This window comes from Candidatus Pantoea rara, assembly GCF_051136265.1.
In the GTDB taxonomy this organism is placed as follows: Bacteria; Pseudomonadota; Gammaproteobacteria; order Enterobacterales; family Enterobacteriaceae; genus Pantoea; species Pantoea rara.
Genome location: NZ_CP194942.1, coordinates 469,315 through 483,053, shown reverse-complemented (window position 1 = coordinate 483,053; position 13,739 = coordinate 469,315). Strand labels below are relative to the sequence as shown.

Genomic DNA, 13,739 nt, shown 5'->3' with positions numbered 1-13,739 from the left:
AGCATAAATTACTAATTCATTGATATATAAGATTAATAATTAAGAGACACAATCATCACCCGGATATCATTGATCTTTCTTGCTGATTGTTCAAAGTTTGGCCTTTCATCTTCCATCAAAAATGCGTAATATACGCCGCCTTGCAGACACAGTATGGCTCTTCTGACTTCATGCGTATTGGAAACCTCCAGCTGAGAAATCGACTGATTGCAGCACCGATGGCCGGTATTACCGACAGGCCGTTCAGGGCGCTGTGTCATGAAATGGGTGCAGGCATGGCAGTTTCTGAGATGTTGTCTTCTAACCCGGAAGTCTGGGCTAGTGACAAATCCCGATTACGCATGGTTCACAGTGATGAGCCAGGCATTCGCGCCGTGCAAATTGCCGGTTGCGATCCCAGTGAAATGGCGCAAGCCGCACGCATTAATGTTGAGGCTGGTGCACAGGTCATCGACATTAATATGGGATGCCCTGCCAAGAAGGTTAACCGCAAGATGGCGGGTTCAGCCTTGCTGCAATATCCCACCGTGGTGGAGTCAATTCTCTCCGCAGTGGTTAATGCAGTGAATGTGCCGGTTACGCTGAAAATTCGTACTGGCTGGGATCCTGAAAACAGGAACTGTGTCGCGATTGCCCAATTGGCTGAACGCTGCGGTATACAGGCTCTGACGATACATGGTCGCACTCGTGCCTGCCTGTTCAACGGAGAAGCTGAATATGACAGCATTCGGACAGTTAAGCAGAGTGTTTCCATTCCGATTATCGCGAATGGAGACATAACTGACCCGCATAAAGCCAGAGCGGTGCTCGACTATACAGGGGCCGATGCTCTGATGATAGGACGCGCTGCTCAGGGAAGACCGTGGATCTTCCGGGAAATCCAGCATTATCTGGACACTGGGGAGTTGCTTGCCCCGCTGCCGATGGCAGAGGTCAAGCGCTTGCTTGTTTCGCATATACGTGAGCTGCACGACTTTTACGGTTCAGGCAAGGGATACCGTATAGCGCGAAAGCACGTCTCCTGGTACCTGCAGGAGCACGCCCCGAATGACCAGTTTCGGCGCACATTCAACGCCATTGAGGATGCCAGCGAACAGCTGGAGGCGTTGGAGGCATACTTCGAAAATCTTGCGTAACGAAATAAAGAGCTGAAAGAACTATGTTCGAACAACGCGTAAATTCTGACGTACTGACCGTTTCTACCGTTAACTCACAGGATCAGGTAACTCAAAAACCTTTGCGTGATTCGGTTAAACAGGCACTGAAGAACTATTTTGCTCAACTGAATGGTCAGGATGTGAGCGACCTGTATGAGCTGGTTTTGGCTGAAGTCGAGCAGCCTCTGTTGGACATGGTGATGCAGTATACCCGTGGCAACCAGACACGTGCTGCCCTGATGATGGGTATCAACCGCGGTACGCTGCGTAAGAAATTGAAAAAATACGGCATGAACTGATTTTTAGTTCGGTCTGTTAATTACGCCAGCCTTCGGGCTGGCGTTTTTATTTGTGCAACGCTGCACATAAACGGTAAAAGTGGTGAAACAGTTGCTTTCTATATGGTAACTATAGTTGCAATCGCTGACGTGATATTTCGCCCTCTCGCTTTAGTCTGCTCTGATTTGACTTAATGCTTGTCCTCTCTCTCGCCTCGCTGAACATCCCACCACTGCTGGGCATGTGACTTTCTGCGCATTAAATAGCAACGCAATCTCTTCATACATTTCTGCCTGAGCGAGCGCTCACACTGCTTATATATAGTGAAACTATTTGCACTAAATGTGATCGGGTCGACTCGCTTTGCTTCCTTTTGGTGCGCCATATTAGCGGAACTTTCTAAGTGCTTCTGATTATTAACCGTTCTTTCATAAGAATTCAGGATTCTGCGAACCTGGCATCAGCTTTGCAGAGTCGTGGATGGCTGACTGCCACAGACAGGAAAAAACGCACATCAAAGTGCGCAAACATAACAATACGATCCCGCCACACAGGATGCTTTATGAAAAAGATGATGCTCTCTACGCTGATCGCCGCCGCCTCGCTGGTTGGCATTGCTCAGCAAGCTCACGCAGGTACCACACTGGATGCGATAAAGAAAAAAGGTTTTGTTCAATGTGGTATCAGTGATGGCTTGCCGGGCTTCTCCTATGCAGATGCTGGCGGCAAGTTCACTGGTATCGATGTGGATGTGTGTCGTGCGACAGCTGCGGCTGTGTTTGGCGATGCCACCAAAGTGAAATATACCCCGCTGACTGCGAAAGAGCGTTTTACCGCCCTGCAGTCAGGCGAAGTGGATGTACTTTCACGTAATACCACCTGGACTTCATCGCGCGATGGCGGCATGGGCTTCCTGTTTGCGGGCGTGAACTATTACGACGGTATCGGCTTCCTGACTCACCAGAAAGCCGGTCTGAAAAGTGCGAAAGAGCTGGATGGTGCGACTGTCTGTATTCAGGCGGGTACCGATACCGAACTGAACGTGGCGGACTTCTTTAAAGCCAACAAAATGCAATACACGCCGGTGACCTTTGACCGCTCTGATGAATCCGCTAAAGCGCTGGATAGCGGCCGCTGCGATACGCTGGCGTCTGACCAGTCTCAGCTCTACGCATTGCGCATTAAGCTCGGCAAACCTGATGAGTTTATCGTCCTGCCAGAAGTGATCTCCAAAGAGCCGCTGGGGCCGCTGGTGCGTCGTGGTGATGATGACTGGTTTACCATCGTCAAATGGTCACTCTACGCCATGCTGAATGCGGAAGAGATGGGTATCAACTCGAAGAACGTTGACCAGATGACAGCCAAGCCAACCAATCCAGATATGGCACATTTTCTGGGCACCGAAGGTGATTTTGGTAAAGATCTGAAGCTGGATAACAAGTGGGCCTTCAACATCGTCAAGCAGGTAGGTAACTATCAGGAAAGCTTTGACCGTAACGTCGGAAAAGACAGTGCACTGAAGATTGCACGTGGTCAGAATGCGTTGTGGAACCAGGGCGGAATTCAGTACGCACCACCGGTACGTTAACAGACCTCACCAATCGGGCACCGTATTCTGCGGTGCCCTACCCCAGCTTTCGCATTGAGGTTTCGACATGTCACAACGCCCAACCGTGAAAAGGGATTTTTCATTTGGTAATCCCACGGTTCGCGCCTGGATTTATCAGCTCATAGCCGTCGTCGCTGTGCTTAGTGTGGTGGGTTATCTCGTGCATAACACCATCATCAACCTTGCCAATCGCGGCATTACATCGGGATTTGGATTTCTTGAACGTACTGCTGGTTTCGGCATCGTTCAGCATCTTATCGAGTACACAGAGGGAGATACCTACGCGCGTGTGTTTCTGGTCGGATTAACCAACACGCTGCTGGTCTCTGCACTCTGTATTGTTTTCGCGTCGATTCTCGGGTTCGCGGTCGGTCTTGCCCGCCTTTCTGACAACTGGCTGCTGCGGAAACTGTCGAATATCTATATTGAAACCTTCCGTAATATCCCGCCACTGCTTCAGATCTTCTTCTGGTACTTCGCGGTTTTACGCAATCTGCCCGGCCCACGTCAGGCGCTGAATGCGTTCGATCTGGCCTATGTCAGCAATCGTGGGCTCTATGTTCCGTGGCCAACCTATGCACCGGGCAGCTGGGCGTTTGTTATCGCCCTGTTTCTGGTCGTGGCAGTGAGCTATGGGCTGTACCGCTTTAACCGACAGCACCAGTTAAAAACCGGCGAGTTACGTCGCACCTGGCCCGCTGCCATTGGGATGCTGATTCTTTTTCCTTTACTGGCGCATCTTGGGTTTGGCGCAGCTATGCACTGGGATGTGCCACAACTGCATGGGTTCAATTTCCGTGGCGGCTCGGTGATGATTCCGGAGCTGGCGGCACTGACGCTGGCACTGTCGATCTATACCTCATCGTTTATCGCTGAAGTGATTCGTTCAGGGATTCAGTCGGTGCCGTATGGTCAGCATGAAGCCGCACGATCGCTGGGTCTGCCTAATCCGGTTACGCTGCGTCAGGTCATTATTCCTCAGGCCATGCGTGTCATTATTCCGCCGCTGACCAGCCAGTATCTGAACATCGTGAAGAACTCCTCACTGGCCGCCGCAATCGGTTATCCCGATATGGTGTCGTTGTTTGCCGGGTCGGTACTGAATCAGACCGGTCAGGCGATCGAGACGATTGCAATTACGATGGGTGTTTACCTGATTATCAGTCTGGTGATATCGATGATTATGAACTTCTACAACCGCAAAATTGCGCTGGTTGAGCGTTAAGAGAACGGGATAACTATGTCTGTGACTACGCATGAAACACCCCCCATCCCGACGACTCCTGTCAGTCGTGCCTGGCTTTGGGCTCGTAAAAATCTGTTTTCCAGCTGGTTTAACACGTTACTGACGCTGTTTTGCATCTGGGTAATCTGGCACGTCATTCCGCCCGCGCTGAACTGGCTGGTCTTTCAGGCGAACTGGATTGGCACCACGCGGGCTGATTGCACCAAAGAGGGTGCCTGTTGGGTCTTTATCCATGCGCGTTTCGGCCAGTTCATGTATGGGCTTTATCCGCATGAGCTGCGCTGGCGTATTAACCTGGCGCTGGTGATTGGCCTGCTGTCGATTGTACCGATGTTCCTGAAGAGCCTCCCGTATCGTGGACGCTACATTGCGGCCTGGGCTGTCATCTATCCGGTGATTGTCTGGTTCCTGTTATATGGCGGGTATCTGGGGCTGGAGCGTGTCGAAACACGTCAGTGGGGCGGATTAACGCTGACGCTGATTATCGCGTCGGTGGGTATTGCCGGTGCGCTGCCGTTAGGTATTTTGCTGGCGCTTGCCCGTCGCTCACGTATGCCGGTGGTGCGCACCTTGTCGATTATCTTTATCGAGTTCTGGCGTGGCGTGCCGCTGATTACGGTGCTGTTCATGTCATCCGTGATGCTGCCGCTCTTTATGTCTGAAGGCACCAGCATCGACAAACTGGTACGGGCACTGGTGGGCGTTATTCTGTTCCAGTCCGCCTATGTGGCCGAAGTGGTTCGCGGTGGCCTGCAGGCACTACCAAAAGGTCAGTATGAAGCGGCCGAGTCTCTGGCGCTGGGCTACTGGAAGACGCAGATGCTGGTGATCCTGCCGCAGGCGCTGAAACTTACCATCCCCGGTCTGGTTAACACCATCATTGCACTATTCAAAGATACCAGCCTGGTCATCATCATTGGTCTTTTCGATCTGTTCAGCAGCGTCCAGCAGGCAACGGTTGATCCGACCTGGCTAGGTATGTCGACTGAAGGTTATGTCTTTGCTGCGCTGGTCTATTGGATCTTTTGTTTTAGCATGTCGCGCTACAGCCAGTATCTGGAAAAGCGCTTTCACACCGGGCGTACATCGCACTGAGGTTTTACATGACTGACTCTATGACACACTCTTCCGACGCGTTGATGATCTCCCTTGAGAACGTGAATAAATGGTACGGGCAGTTCCACGTACTGAAAGACATCAACCTGCAGGTTAAACCCCGTGAGCGCATCGTGTTGTGCGGACCCTCCGGCTCCGGCAAATCGACGACGATCCGCTGTATCAACCATCTGGAAGAGCATCAGCAGGGCCGTATTGTTGTTGACGGTATCCACCTTAACGATGACGTTCGTAACATTGAACGCGTTCGTACCGAAGTCGGCATGGTATTCCAGCACTTCAATCTCTTCCCGCATCTGACCGTATTGCAGAACTGTACGCTGGCACCTTCCTGGGTGAGGAAGATCCCTAAGAAAGAAGCGGATGAGCTGGCTATGCACTATCTGGAACGCGTGCGTATTGCCGAGCATGCACACAAGTTTCCAGGTCAGCTTTCTGGCGGACAGCAGCAACGTGTCGCCATAGCTCGCTCACTCTGTATGAAGCCTAAAATTATGCTGTTTGATGAGCCAACATCAGCGTTGGATCCTGAGATGGTTAAAGAGGTGCTGGATACGATGATTGGTCTGGCTGAGGATGGGATGACTATGCTATGCGTCACTCACGAGATGGGCTTTGCCCGAACGGTGGCTGACCGGGTGATCTTTATGGATCGGGGTGAGATCGTTGAAGTTGCGCCACCGCAGGAGTTCTTTGCGAATCCTAAATCAGAGCGTACCCGGGCGTTTTTATCGCAGGTTATTCATTGATTATCGACTCAGCTATCTTACTACCCGGCCTGGTGCCGGGTTTTTTATGGCTTTAAAACCAGGTTCAATCAGCTGACTAAGTCGGCGTCCGGATAAATGCACTGGAAACCGGGCTGATATGAGGGGGGTTTTTATAGCGAATTATCGAATTGCCATAACGAAAAAAGCCCTTCGCATACGCGAAGGGCTCTCTCTTATTTGATGCCTGGCAGTTCCCTACTCTCGCATGGGGAGACCCCACACTACCATCGGCGCTACGGCGTTTCACTTCTGAGTTCGGCATGGGGTCAGGTGGGACCACCGCGCTACAGCCGCCAGGCAAATTCTTTTATTTACCGAACTCGTGTCTTAACTGGTGCTGATACCCAGAGTCGAACTGGGGACCTCACCCTTACCAAGGGTGCGCTCTACCAACTGAGCCATATCAGCGCACTAAATTTGATGCCTGGCAGTTCCCTACTCTCGCATGGGGAGACCCCACACTACCATCGGCGCTACGGCGTTTCACTTCTGAGTTCGGCATGGGGTCAGGTGGGACCACCGCGCTAAAGCCGCCAGGCAAATTCTGTCTTCCGCGCCGCCCCGGGGGCCGCGCAGATTTATCCGGTACAAGGCTGAAAATCGTGTCTCTGCAAAAACGCCTCTGGCGTTGTAAGGTTAAGCCTCACGGGTCATTAGTACCGGTTAGCTCAACGCATCGCTGCGCTTACACACCCGGCCTATCAACGTCGTAGTCTTCAACGTCCCTTCAGGACTCTCAAGGAGTCAGGGAGAACTCATCTCGGGGCAAGTTTCGTGCTTAGATGCTTTCAGCACTTATCTTTTCCGCACTTAGCTACCGGGCAATGCCATTGGCATGACAACCCGAACACCAGTGGTGCGTTCACTCCGGTCCTCTCGTACTAGGAGCAACCCCCCTCAATTCTCCAGCGCCCACGGCAGATAGGGACCGAACTGTCTCACGACGTTCTAAACCCAGCTCGCGTACCACTTTAAACGGCGAACAGCCGTACCCTTGGGACCTACTTCAGCCCCAGGATGTGATGAGCCGACATCGAGGTGCCAAACACCGCCGTCGATATGAACTCTTGGGCGGTATCAGCCTGTTATCCCCGGAGTACCTTTTATCCGTTGAGCGATGGCCCTTCCATTCAGAACCACCGGATCACTATGACCTGCTTTCGCACCTGCTCGAGCCGTCACTCTCGCAGTCAAGCCAGCTTATGCCATTGCACTAACCTCACGATGTCCGACCGTGATTAGCTGACCTTCGTGCTCCTCCGTTACTCTTTAGGAGGAGACCGCCCCAGTCAAACTACCCACCAGACACTGTCCGCAGCCCGGGTAACGGGCCTACGTTAGAACATCAAACATTAAAGGGTGGTATTTCAAGGTTGGCTCCACGCGAACTGGCGTCCGCGCTTCAAAGCCTCCCACCTATCCTACACATCAAGGCTCAATGTTCAGTGTCAAGCTGTAGTAAAGGTTCACGGGGTCTTTCCGTCTTGCCGCGGGTACACTGCATCTTCACAGCGAGTTCAATTTCACTGAGTCTCGGGTGGAGACAGCCTGGCCATCATTACGCCATTCGTGCAGGTCGGAACTTACCCGACAAGGAATTTCGCTACCTTAGGACCGTTATAGTTACGGCCGCCGTTTACCGGGGCTTCGATCAAGAGCTTCTCCTTGCGGATAACCCCATCAATTAACCTTCCGGCACCGGGCAGGCGTCACACCGTATACGTCCACTTTCGTGTTTGCACAGTGCTGTGTTTTTAATAAACAGTTGCAGCCAGCTGGTATCTTCGACTGGCTTCGGCTCGGGGAGCAGGTCCCTCCACCTACGCGCCAGCGTGCCTTCTCCCGAAGTTACGGCACCATTTTGCCTAGTTCCTTCACCCGAGTTCTCTCAAGCGCCTTGGTATTCTCTACCTGACCACCTGTGTCGGTTTGGGGTACGATTCTGTGTTACCTGATGCTTAGAGGCTTTTCCTGGAAGCTGGGCATTTATCACTTCAGCACCGTAGTGCCTCGTCGTCACGCCTCAGCGTTAATAAGGGACCGGATTTACCTGGACCCTCCGCCTACACGCTTAAACCGGGACAACCGTCGCCCGGCTGATATAGCCTTCTCCGTCCCCCCTTCGCAGTAACACCGAGTACAGGAATATTAACCTGTTTCCCATCGACTACGCCTTTCGGCCTCGCCTTAGGGGTCGACTCACCCTGCTCCGATTAACGTTGAACAGGAACCCTTGGTCTTCCGGCGAGCGGGCTTTTCACCCGCTTTATCGTTACTTATGTCAGCATTCGCACTTCTGATACCTCCAGCAGCCCTCACAGGCCACCTTCGACGGCTTACAGAACGCTCCCCTACCCAACAACACATAGTGTCGCTGCCGCAGCTTCGGTGCATGGTTTAGCCCCGTTACATCTTCCGCGCAGGCCGACTCGACCAGTGAGCTATTACGCTTTCTTTAAATGATGGCTGCTTCTAAGCCAACATCCTGGCTGTCTGTGCCTTCCCACATCGTTTCCCACTTAACCATGACTTTGGGACCTTAGCTGGCGGTCTGGGTTGTTTCCCTCTTCACGACGGACGTTAGCACCCGCCGTGTGTCTCCCGTGATAACATTCTCCGGTATTCGCAGTTTGCATCGGGTTGGTAAGCCGGGATGGCCCCCTAGCCGAAACAGTGCTCTACCCCCGAAGATGAGTTCACGAGGCGCTACCTAAATAGCTTTCGGGGAGAACCAGCTATCTCCCGGTTTGATTGGCCTTTCACCCCCAGCCACAGGTCATCCGCTAATTTTTCAACATTAGTCGGTTCGGTCCTCCAGTTAGTGTTACCCAACCTTCAACCTGCCCATGGCTAGATCACCGGGTTTCGGGTCTATACCCTGCAACTTAACGCCCAGTTAAGACTCGGTTTCCCTGCGGCTCCCCTATACGGTTAACCTTGCTACAGAATATAAGTCGCTGACCCATTATACAAAAGGTACGCAGTCACCCCCATAAAGAAGGCTCCCACTGCTTGTACGTACACGGTTTCAGGTTCTGTTTCACTCCCCTCGCCGGGGTTCTTTTCGCCTTTCCCTCACGGTACTGGTTCACTATCGGTCAGTCAGGAGTATTTAGCCTTGGAGGATGGTCCCCCCATATTCAGACAGGATACCACGTGTCCCGCCTTACTCATCGAGCTCACAGCACGTGTGCTTTTGTGTACGGGAGTATCACCCTGTACCCTGCGACTTTCCAGACGCTTCCACTAACACACATGCTGATTCAGGCTCTGGGCTGCTCCCCGTTCGCTCGCCGCTACTGGGGGAATCTCGGTTGATTTCTTTTCCTCGGGGTACTTAGATGTTTCAGTTCCCCCGGTTCGCCTTGCAGCACTATGTATTCATGCTGCAATGATGCACAGAGTGCACCGGGTTTCCCCATTCGGACATCGACGGCTGTAGCGGTTCATATCACCTTACCGTCGCTTTACGCAGATTAGCACGTCCTTCATCGCCTCTGACTGCCTGGGCATCCACCGTGTACGCTTAGTCGCTTAACCTCACAACCCACAGGCGTTTTACAACGCTTGTAAGTCACGAGCATTTGAGAGACTCGAACGCATCGTGCTTTTCATTCTTATTACGGAGAATGAAAACGACGCGTCGTTTCAATTTTCAGCTTGTTCCGGATTGTTAAAGAGCAAATATCTCAAACGCGCCACGGCTGCTTACGCAACCAGAACGGTTTTGAGATACTGTATGGAGACACCTTTCACCTGTCACCAAGCAGGTGGCGTCCCCTAGGGGATTCGAACCCCTGTTGCCGCCGTGAAAGGGCGGAGTCCTAACCGCTAGACGAAGGGGACACGATCGTGTCACGACTTCGCAGCCGTCCTGCTCATTACTTTTTATCAGACAATCTGTGTGGACACTGCGCGGGAAGGTATCTTCAGGTAAGGAGGTGATCCAACCGCAGGTTCCCCTACGGTTACCTTGTTACGACTTCACCCCAGTCATGAATCACAAAGTGGTAAGCGCCCTCCCGAAGGTTAAGCTACCTACTTCTTTTGCAACCCACTCCCATGGTGTGACGGGCGGTGTGTACAAGGCCCGGGAACGTATTCACCGTGGCATTCTGATCCACGATTACTAGCGATTCCGACTTCACGGAGTCGAGTTGCAGACTCCGATCCGGACTACGACGCACTTTGTGAGGTCCGCTTGCTCTCGCGAGGTCGCTTCTCTTTGTATGCGCCATTGTAGCACGTGTGTAGCCCTACTCGTAAGGGCCATGATGACTTGACGTCATCCCCACCTTCCTCCGGTTTATCACCGGCAGTCTCCTTTGAGTTCCCGACATTACTCGCTGGCAACAAAGGATAAGGGTTGCGCTCGTTGCGGGACTTAACCCAACATTTCACAACACGAGCTGACGACAGCCATGCAGCACCTGTCTCACGGTTCCCGAAGGCACTAAGGCATCTCTGCCAAATTCCGTGGATGTCAAGAGTAGGTAAGGTTCTTCGCGTTGCATCGAATTAAACCACATGCTCCACCGCTTGTGCGGGCCCCCGTCAATTCATTTGAGTTTTAACCTTGCGGCCGTACTCCCCAGGCGGTCGACTTAACGCGTTAGCTCCGGAAGCCACTCCTCAAGGGAACAACCTCCAAGTCGACATCGTTTACGGCGTGGACTACCAGGGTATCTAATCCTGTTTGCTCCCCACGCTTTCGCACCTGAGCGTCAGTCTTTGTCCAGGGGGCCGCCTTCGCCACCGGTATTCCTCCAGATCTCTACGCATTTCACCGCTACACCTGGAATTCTACCCCCCTCTACAAGACTCAAGCCTGCCAGTTTCAAATGCAGTTCCCAGGTTAAGCCCGGGGATTTCACATCTGACTTAACAGACCGCCTGCGTGCGCTTTACGCCCAGTAATTCCGATTAACGCTTGCACCCTCCGTATTACCGCGGCTGCTGGCACGGAGTTAGCCGGTGCTTCTTCTGCGGGTAACGTCAATCGACGCGGTTATTAACCGCATCGCCTTCCTCCCCGCTGAAAGTACTTTACAACCCGAAGGCCTTCTTCATACACGCGGCATGGCTGCATCAGGCTTGCGCCCATTGTGCAATATTCCCCACTGCTGCCTCCCGTAGGAGTCTGGACCGTGTCTCAGTTCCAGTGTGGCTGGTCATCCTCTCAGACCAGCTAGGGATCGTCGCCTAGGTGGGCCATTACCCCGCCTACTAGCTAATCCCATCTGGGTTCATCCGATAGTGAGAGGCCCGAAGGTCCCCCTCTTTGGTCTTGCGACGTTATGCGGTATTAGCCACCGTTTCCAGTGGTTATCCCCCTCTATCGGGCAGATCCCCAGACATTACTCACCCGTCCGCCACTCGTCACCCAAGGAGCAAGCTCCTCTGTGCTACCGTCCGACTTGCATGTGTTAGGCCTGCCGCCAGCGTTCAATCTGAGCCATGATCAAACTCTTCAATTTAAGTTTGATTTGCTTAAACAAGTTAAGCTGTGCTCATCTGTAAAACGTCATAATGAATTTCATTATGTGTTCACTCGTGAGGCTTGATATTTTTTACGTCCGGAGACGCTGATATCAATCCTGCGAGTGCCCACACAGATTGTCTGATAAATTGTTAAAGAGCAGTGCGAACAGTGCGTTAGCGTCCTGTCGCGAGGTGGCGTATATTACGCTTTCCTCCTGCAGAGTCAACCTCTTTTTCAGAAGTTTTTCTCCGGCGGCCCAGTCTCCTGTGCCTCTCAGCCCGTTTCCCGTTGCCGGTGTTCCGTGTTGATGGAGGCGCATTATAGGGATCCCGCTTCAGAGCACAACCCTTTTTTGGGATCTTTTATCTGAACGGTTATAAATGATCCAGATTGATGAGATCGCCACCGATCCGGGTCAAAATTGCCTTGTCAGCTGGCTATAATCGCATCAGTCTGCAGTGAAAACAGAACAAAGGAGAACATGATGACTTCCGCCCTACGTCCATATAAAGATCTTTTCCCGCAAACTGGTCAGCGCGTTATGGTTGATCCAGGCAGTGTTATTGTTGGTGATGTAATTATGGAGGATGACGTGAGCATCTGGCCGCTGGTTGCGATCAGGGGTGACGTGAATCAGGTCCGGATTGGTGCCCGCACCAATGTACAGGACGGCAGTGTGCTGCACGTTACGCACAAATCTGCCTCCAATCCACAAGGCTTCCCTCTTATTATTGGCGAGGACGTCACGATCGGACATAAAGCGATGCTGCACGGTTGCACCATTGGCGATCGCGTGCTGGTCGGAATGGGATCGATTCTGCTTGATGGTGTAATCGTAGAAGAAGAGGTCATGATTGGTGCCGGAAGTCTGGTACCGCCAGGTAAAAGGCTGGAGAGCGGTTATCTCTATCTGGGTAGTCCGGTGAAGCAGATCAGACCGCTGAATGACAGTGAGAAGGAAGGTTTACTCTATTCCGCTAATAACTATGTCAGCTGGAAAGATGATTATCTGGCTGGAGATAACCAGATCCAGCCCTGAGTATCCACATCATCCTGACGAATAGCCGCTTCGGCCTCATCTTCCAGATCCCAGCGATGGTGCTGAAACAGCGCCATCGCCTCTCCTTCACCAAAGCGTGAAGCCAGCGACTCCATACTGATCGCACAGTTAAGCCGCATGCCGTTAACCAGTACCGGAAAACAGACTGCGTTCAGTTTAGCGTCATACGTTTCCTCATCCGGAAACTGTATCGCCTGATTCATGGCTGCATGGCCTGCTTGAGCTGAGCAATAACAGGGGCAATTTCCGGCATTACACCGTGCCATATATAGAAGGCGTGCGCAGCCTGACCCACCAGCATTCCCAGTCCATCTGCAAGATGATGTGTACCCTGCGCCTGACACCAGAGCAGGAAAGGCGTCAGCCCGCTTTGGTAAAACATGTCGTAACAGCACACATCCGGATGGATGACTTCCGCAGATAAATGAGGCGTTTCTCCATTAATACCGCTTGAAGTGGCATTGATGATCAGATCAAAGTTTTGATCCGCCAGCTGCTCAAAACTACATGCACGGATAGGACCGCTCTCTCCAAACAGAGTCGCAAGCTCTTCTGCCCGCGCAGCCGTACGATTGACCACCGTAAGCGTCACGCCTGCTGAAAGCAGTGGCAGGATGACACCGCGTGCGGCACCGCCCGCTCCTACCAGCAATACATTATCGCCAGCGTTGATCATCTTCAGCCGTTCAAGATCGCTTAACAGGCCAATCCCATCCGTGTTATCACCCAGGATCTGCCCATCACTGAGCCTCTTTACTGTGTTAACCGCGCCGGATAGTGCAGCTCTTTCACTCAGCTGATCGGCAAATTCCCATGCCTGCTGTTTGAAAGGCAACGTCACGTTGGCACCACGACCTCCATGGTCGAAAAAGGCAGAGAGCGCCTGGGGAAAACCATCAACCGGTGCACAAATGCGGCCATAACGATGTTCAATACCCGTCTGCTCAGCAAAAGCCTGATGGATAAGCGGAGATTTACTGTGGCTGATAGGATTACCGAAAACGGCGAATTGATCCATGA

General features: G+C 52.5%; 9 protein-coding genes, 2 tRNA genes and 4 rRNA genes. 7 read left to right on the top strand and 8 right to left on the bottom strand.

Annotated elements, in window-relative coordinates; translation table 11 throughout:
* Positions 1-170: 170 nt before the first annotated feature.
* From dusB to ACR8BF_RS02325, 6 genes are all read left to right on the top strand, one after another.
* Positions 171-1,136 carry a tRNA dihydrouridine synthase DusB gene (gene dusB, locus ACR8BF_RS02350; protein WP_008925814.1) on the top strand — a complete coding sequence of 322 codons (966 nt, stop codon included), beginning with the start codon at positions 171-173 and terminating at the stop codon, positions 1,134-1,136.
* Positions 1,137-1,159: 23 nt separating this feature from the next.
* Positions 1,160-1,456, top strand: a complete 297-nt coding sequence (gene fis / locus ACR8BF_RS02345) for a DNA-binding transcriptional regulator Fis (RefSeq protein WP_003855228.1) — start codon at positions 1,160-1,162, stop codon at positions 1,454-1,456.
* Between the two features lie 542 nt (positions 1,457-1,998).
* Positions 1,999-3,024, top strand: coding sequence for an amino acid ABC transporter substrate-binding protein (locus tag ACR8BF_RS02340; protein WP_434745501.1), 1,026 nt, complete (start codon positions 1,999-2,001; stop codon positions 3,022-3,024).
* Positions 3,025-3,091: 67 nt separating this feature from the next.
* Complete coding sequence (locus ACR8BF_RS02335; protein WP_434745500.1) at positions 3,092-4,270, top strand: amino acid ABC transporter permease; 1,179 nt, start codon at positions 3,092-3,094, stop codon at positions 4,268-4,270.
* Between the two features lie 15 nt (positions 4,271-4,285).
* Positions 4,286-5,386 carry an amino acid ABC transporter permease gene (locus ACR8BF_RS02330; protein WP_179898688.1) on the top strand — a complete coding sequence of 367 codons (1,101 nt, stop codon included), beginning with the start codon at positions 4,286-4,288 and terminating at the stop codon, positions 5,384-5,386.
* Between the two features lie 8 nt (positions 5,387-5,394).
* A complete protein-coding gene (locus ACR8BF_RS02325) occupies positions 5,395-6,156 on the top strand; it encodes an amino acid ABC transporter ATP-binding protein (RefSeq protein WP_090966293.1) in 762 nt (253 codons plus the stop codon).
* A gap of 203 nt (positions 6,157-6,359) precedes the next feature.
* On the opposite strand, the gene rrf (ACR8BF_RS02320) is transcribed toward ACR8BF_RS02325, so the two are convergent.
* The 6 genes from rrf (ACR8BF_RS02320) to ACR8BF_RS02295 all read right to left on the bottom strand — a co-directional run bounded on the left by rrf (ACR8BF_RS02320) (position 6,360) and on the right by ACR8BF_RS02295 (position 11,654).
* Positions 6,360-6,475 (bottom strand): 5S ribosomal RNA (gene rrf, locus ACR8BF_RS02320).
* A 34-nt stretch (positions 6,476-6,509) separates the two neighbouring features.
* Positions 6,510-6,585 (bottom strand) — tRNA-Thr (locus ACR8BF_RS02315).
* A gap of 14 nt (positions 6,586-6,599) precedes the next feature.
* Positions 6,600-6,715: ribosomal RNA gene (rrf, locus tag ACR8BF_RS02310) — 5S ribosomal RNA — on the bottom strand.
* Between the two features lie 94 nt (positions 6,716-6,809).
* Positions 6,810-9,717, bottom strand: a 23S ribosomal RNA gene (locus ACR8BF_RS02305).
* A gap of 231 nt (positions 9,718-9,948) precedes the next feature.
* Positions 9,949-10,023 (bottom strand) — tRNA-Glu (locus ACR8BF_RS02300).
* A gap of 88 nt (positions 10,024-10,111) precedes the next feature.
* Positions 10,112-11,654 (bottom strand): 16S ribosomal RNA (locus tag ACR8BF_RS02295).
* The 16S, 23S and 5S rRNA genes sit together here with 2 tRNA genes alongside, the layout of an rRNA operon.
* 489 nt (positions 11,655-12,143) lie before the next feature.
* Here ACR8BF_RS02295 and ACR8BF_RS02290 point away from each other — a divergent pair.
* Positions 12,144-12,698, top strand: coding sequence for a gamma carbonic anhydrase family protein (locus tag ACR8BF_RS02290; RefSeq protein ID WP_179898895.1), 555 nt, complete (start codon positions 12,144-12,146; stop codon positions 12,696-12,698).
* Here the strand turns inward: ACR8BF_RS02290 and ACR8BF_RS02285 are convergent.
* Together ACR8BF_RS02285 and aroE are read right to left on the bottom strand one after the other, a co-directional pair.
* The gene (locus ACR8BF_RS02285; protein ID WP_434745499.1) at positions 12,665-12,922 is read right to left on the bottom strand and encodes a DUF1488 domain-containing protein; all 258 of its coding nucleotides are present in this window, start codon (positions 12,920-12,922) and stop codon (positions 12,665-12,667) included. The two genes, ACR8BF_RS02290 and ACR8BF_RS02285, sit on opposite strands and share 34 nt — an antisense overlap.
* Positions 12,919-13,737, bottom strand: a complete 819-nt coding sequence (gene aroE / locus ACR8BF_RS02280; RefSeq protein ID WP_179898888.1) for a shikimate dehydrogenase — start codon at positions 13,735-13,737, stop codon at positions 12,919-12,921. Before aroE ends, ACR8BF_RS02285 begins: the two co-directional genes overlap by 4 nt.
* Positions 13,738-13,739: the final 2 nt, after the last annotated feature.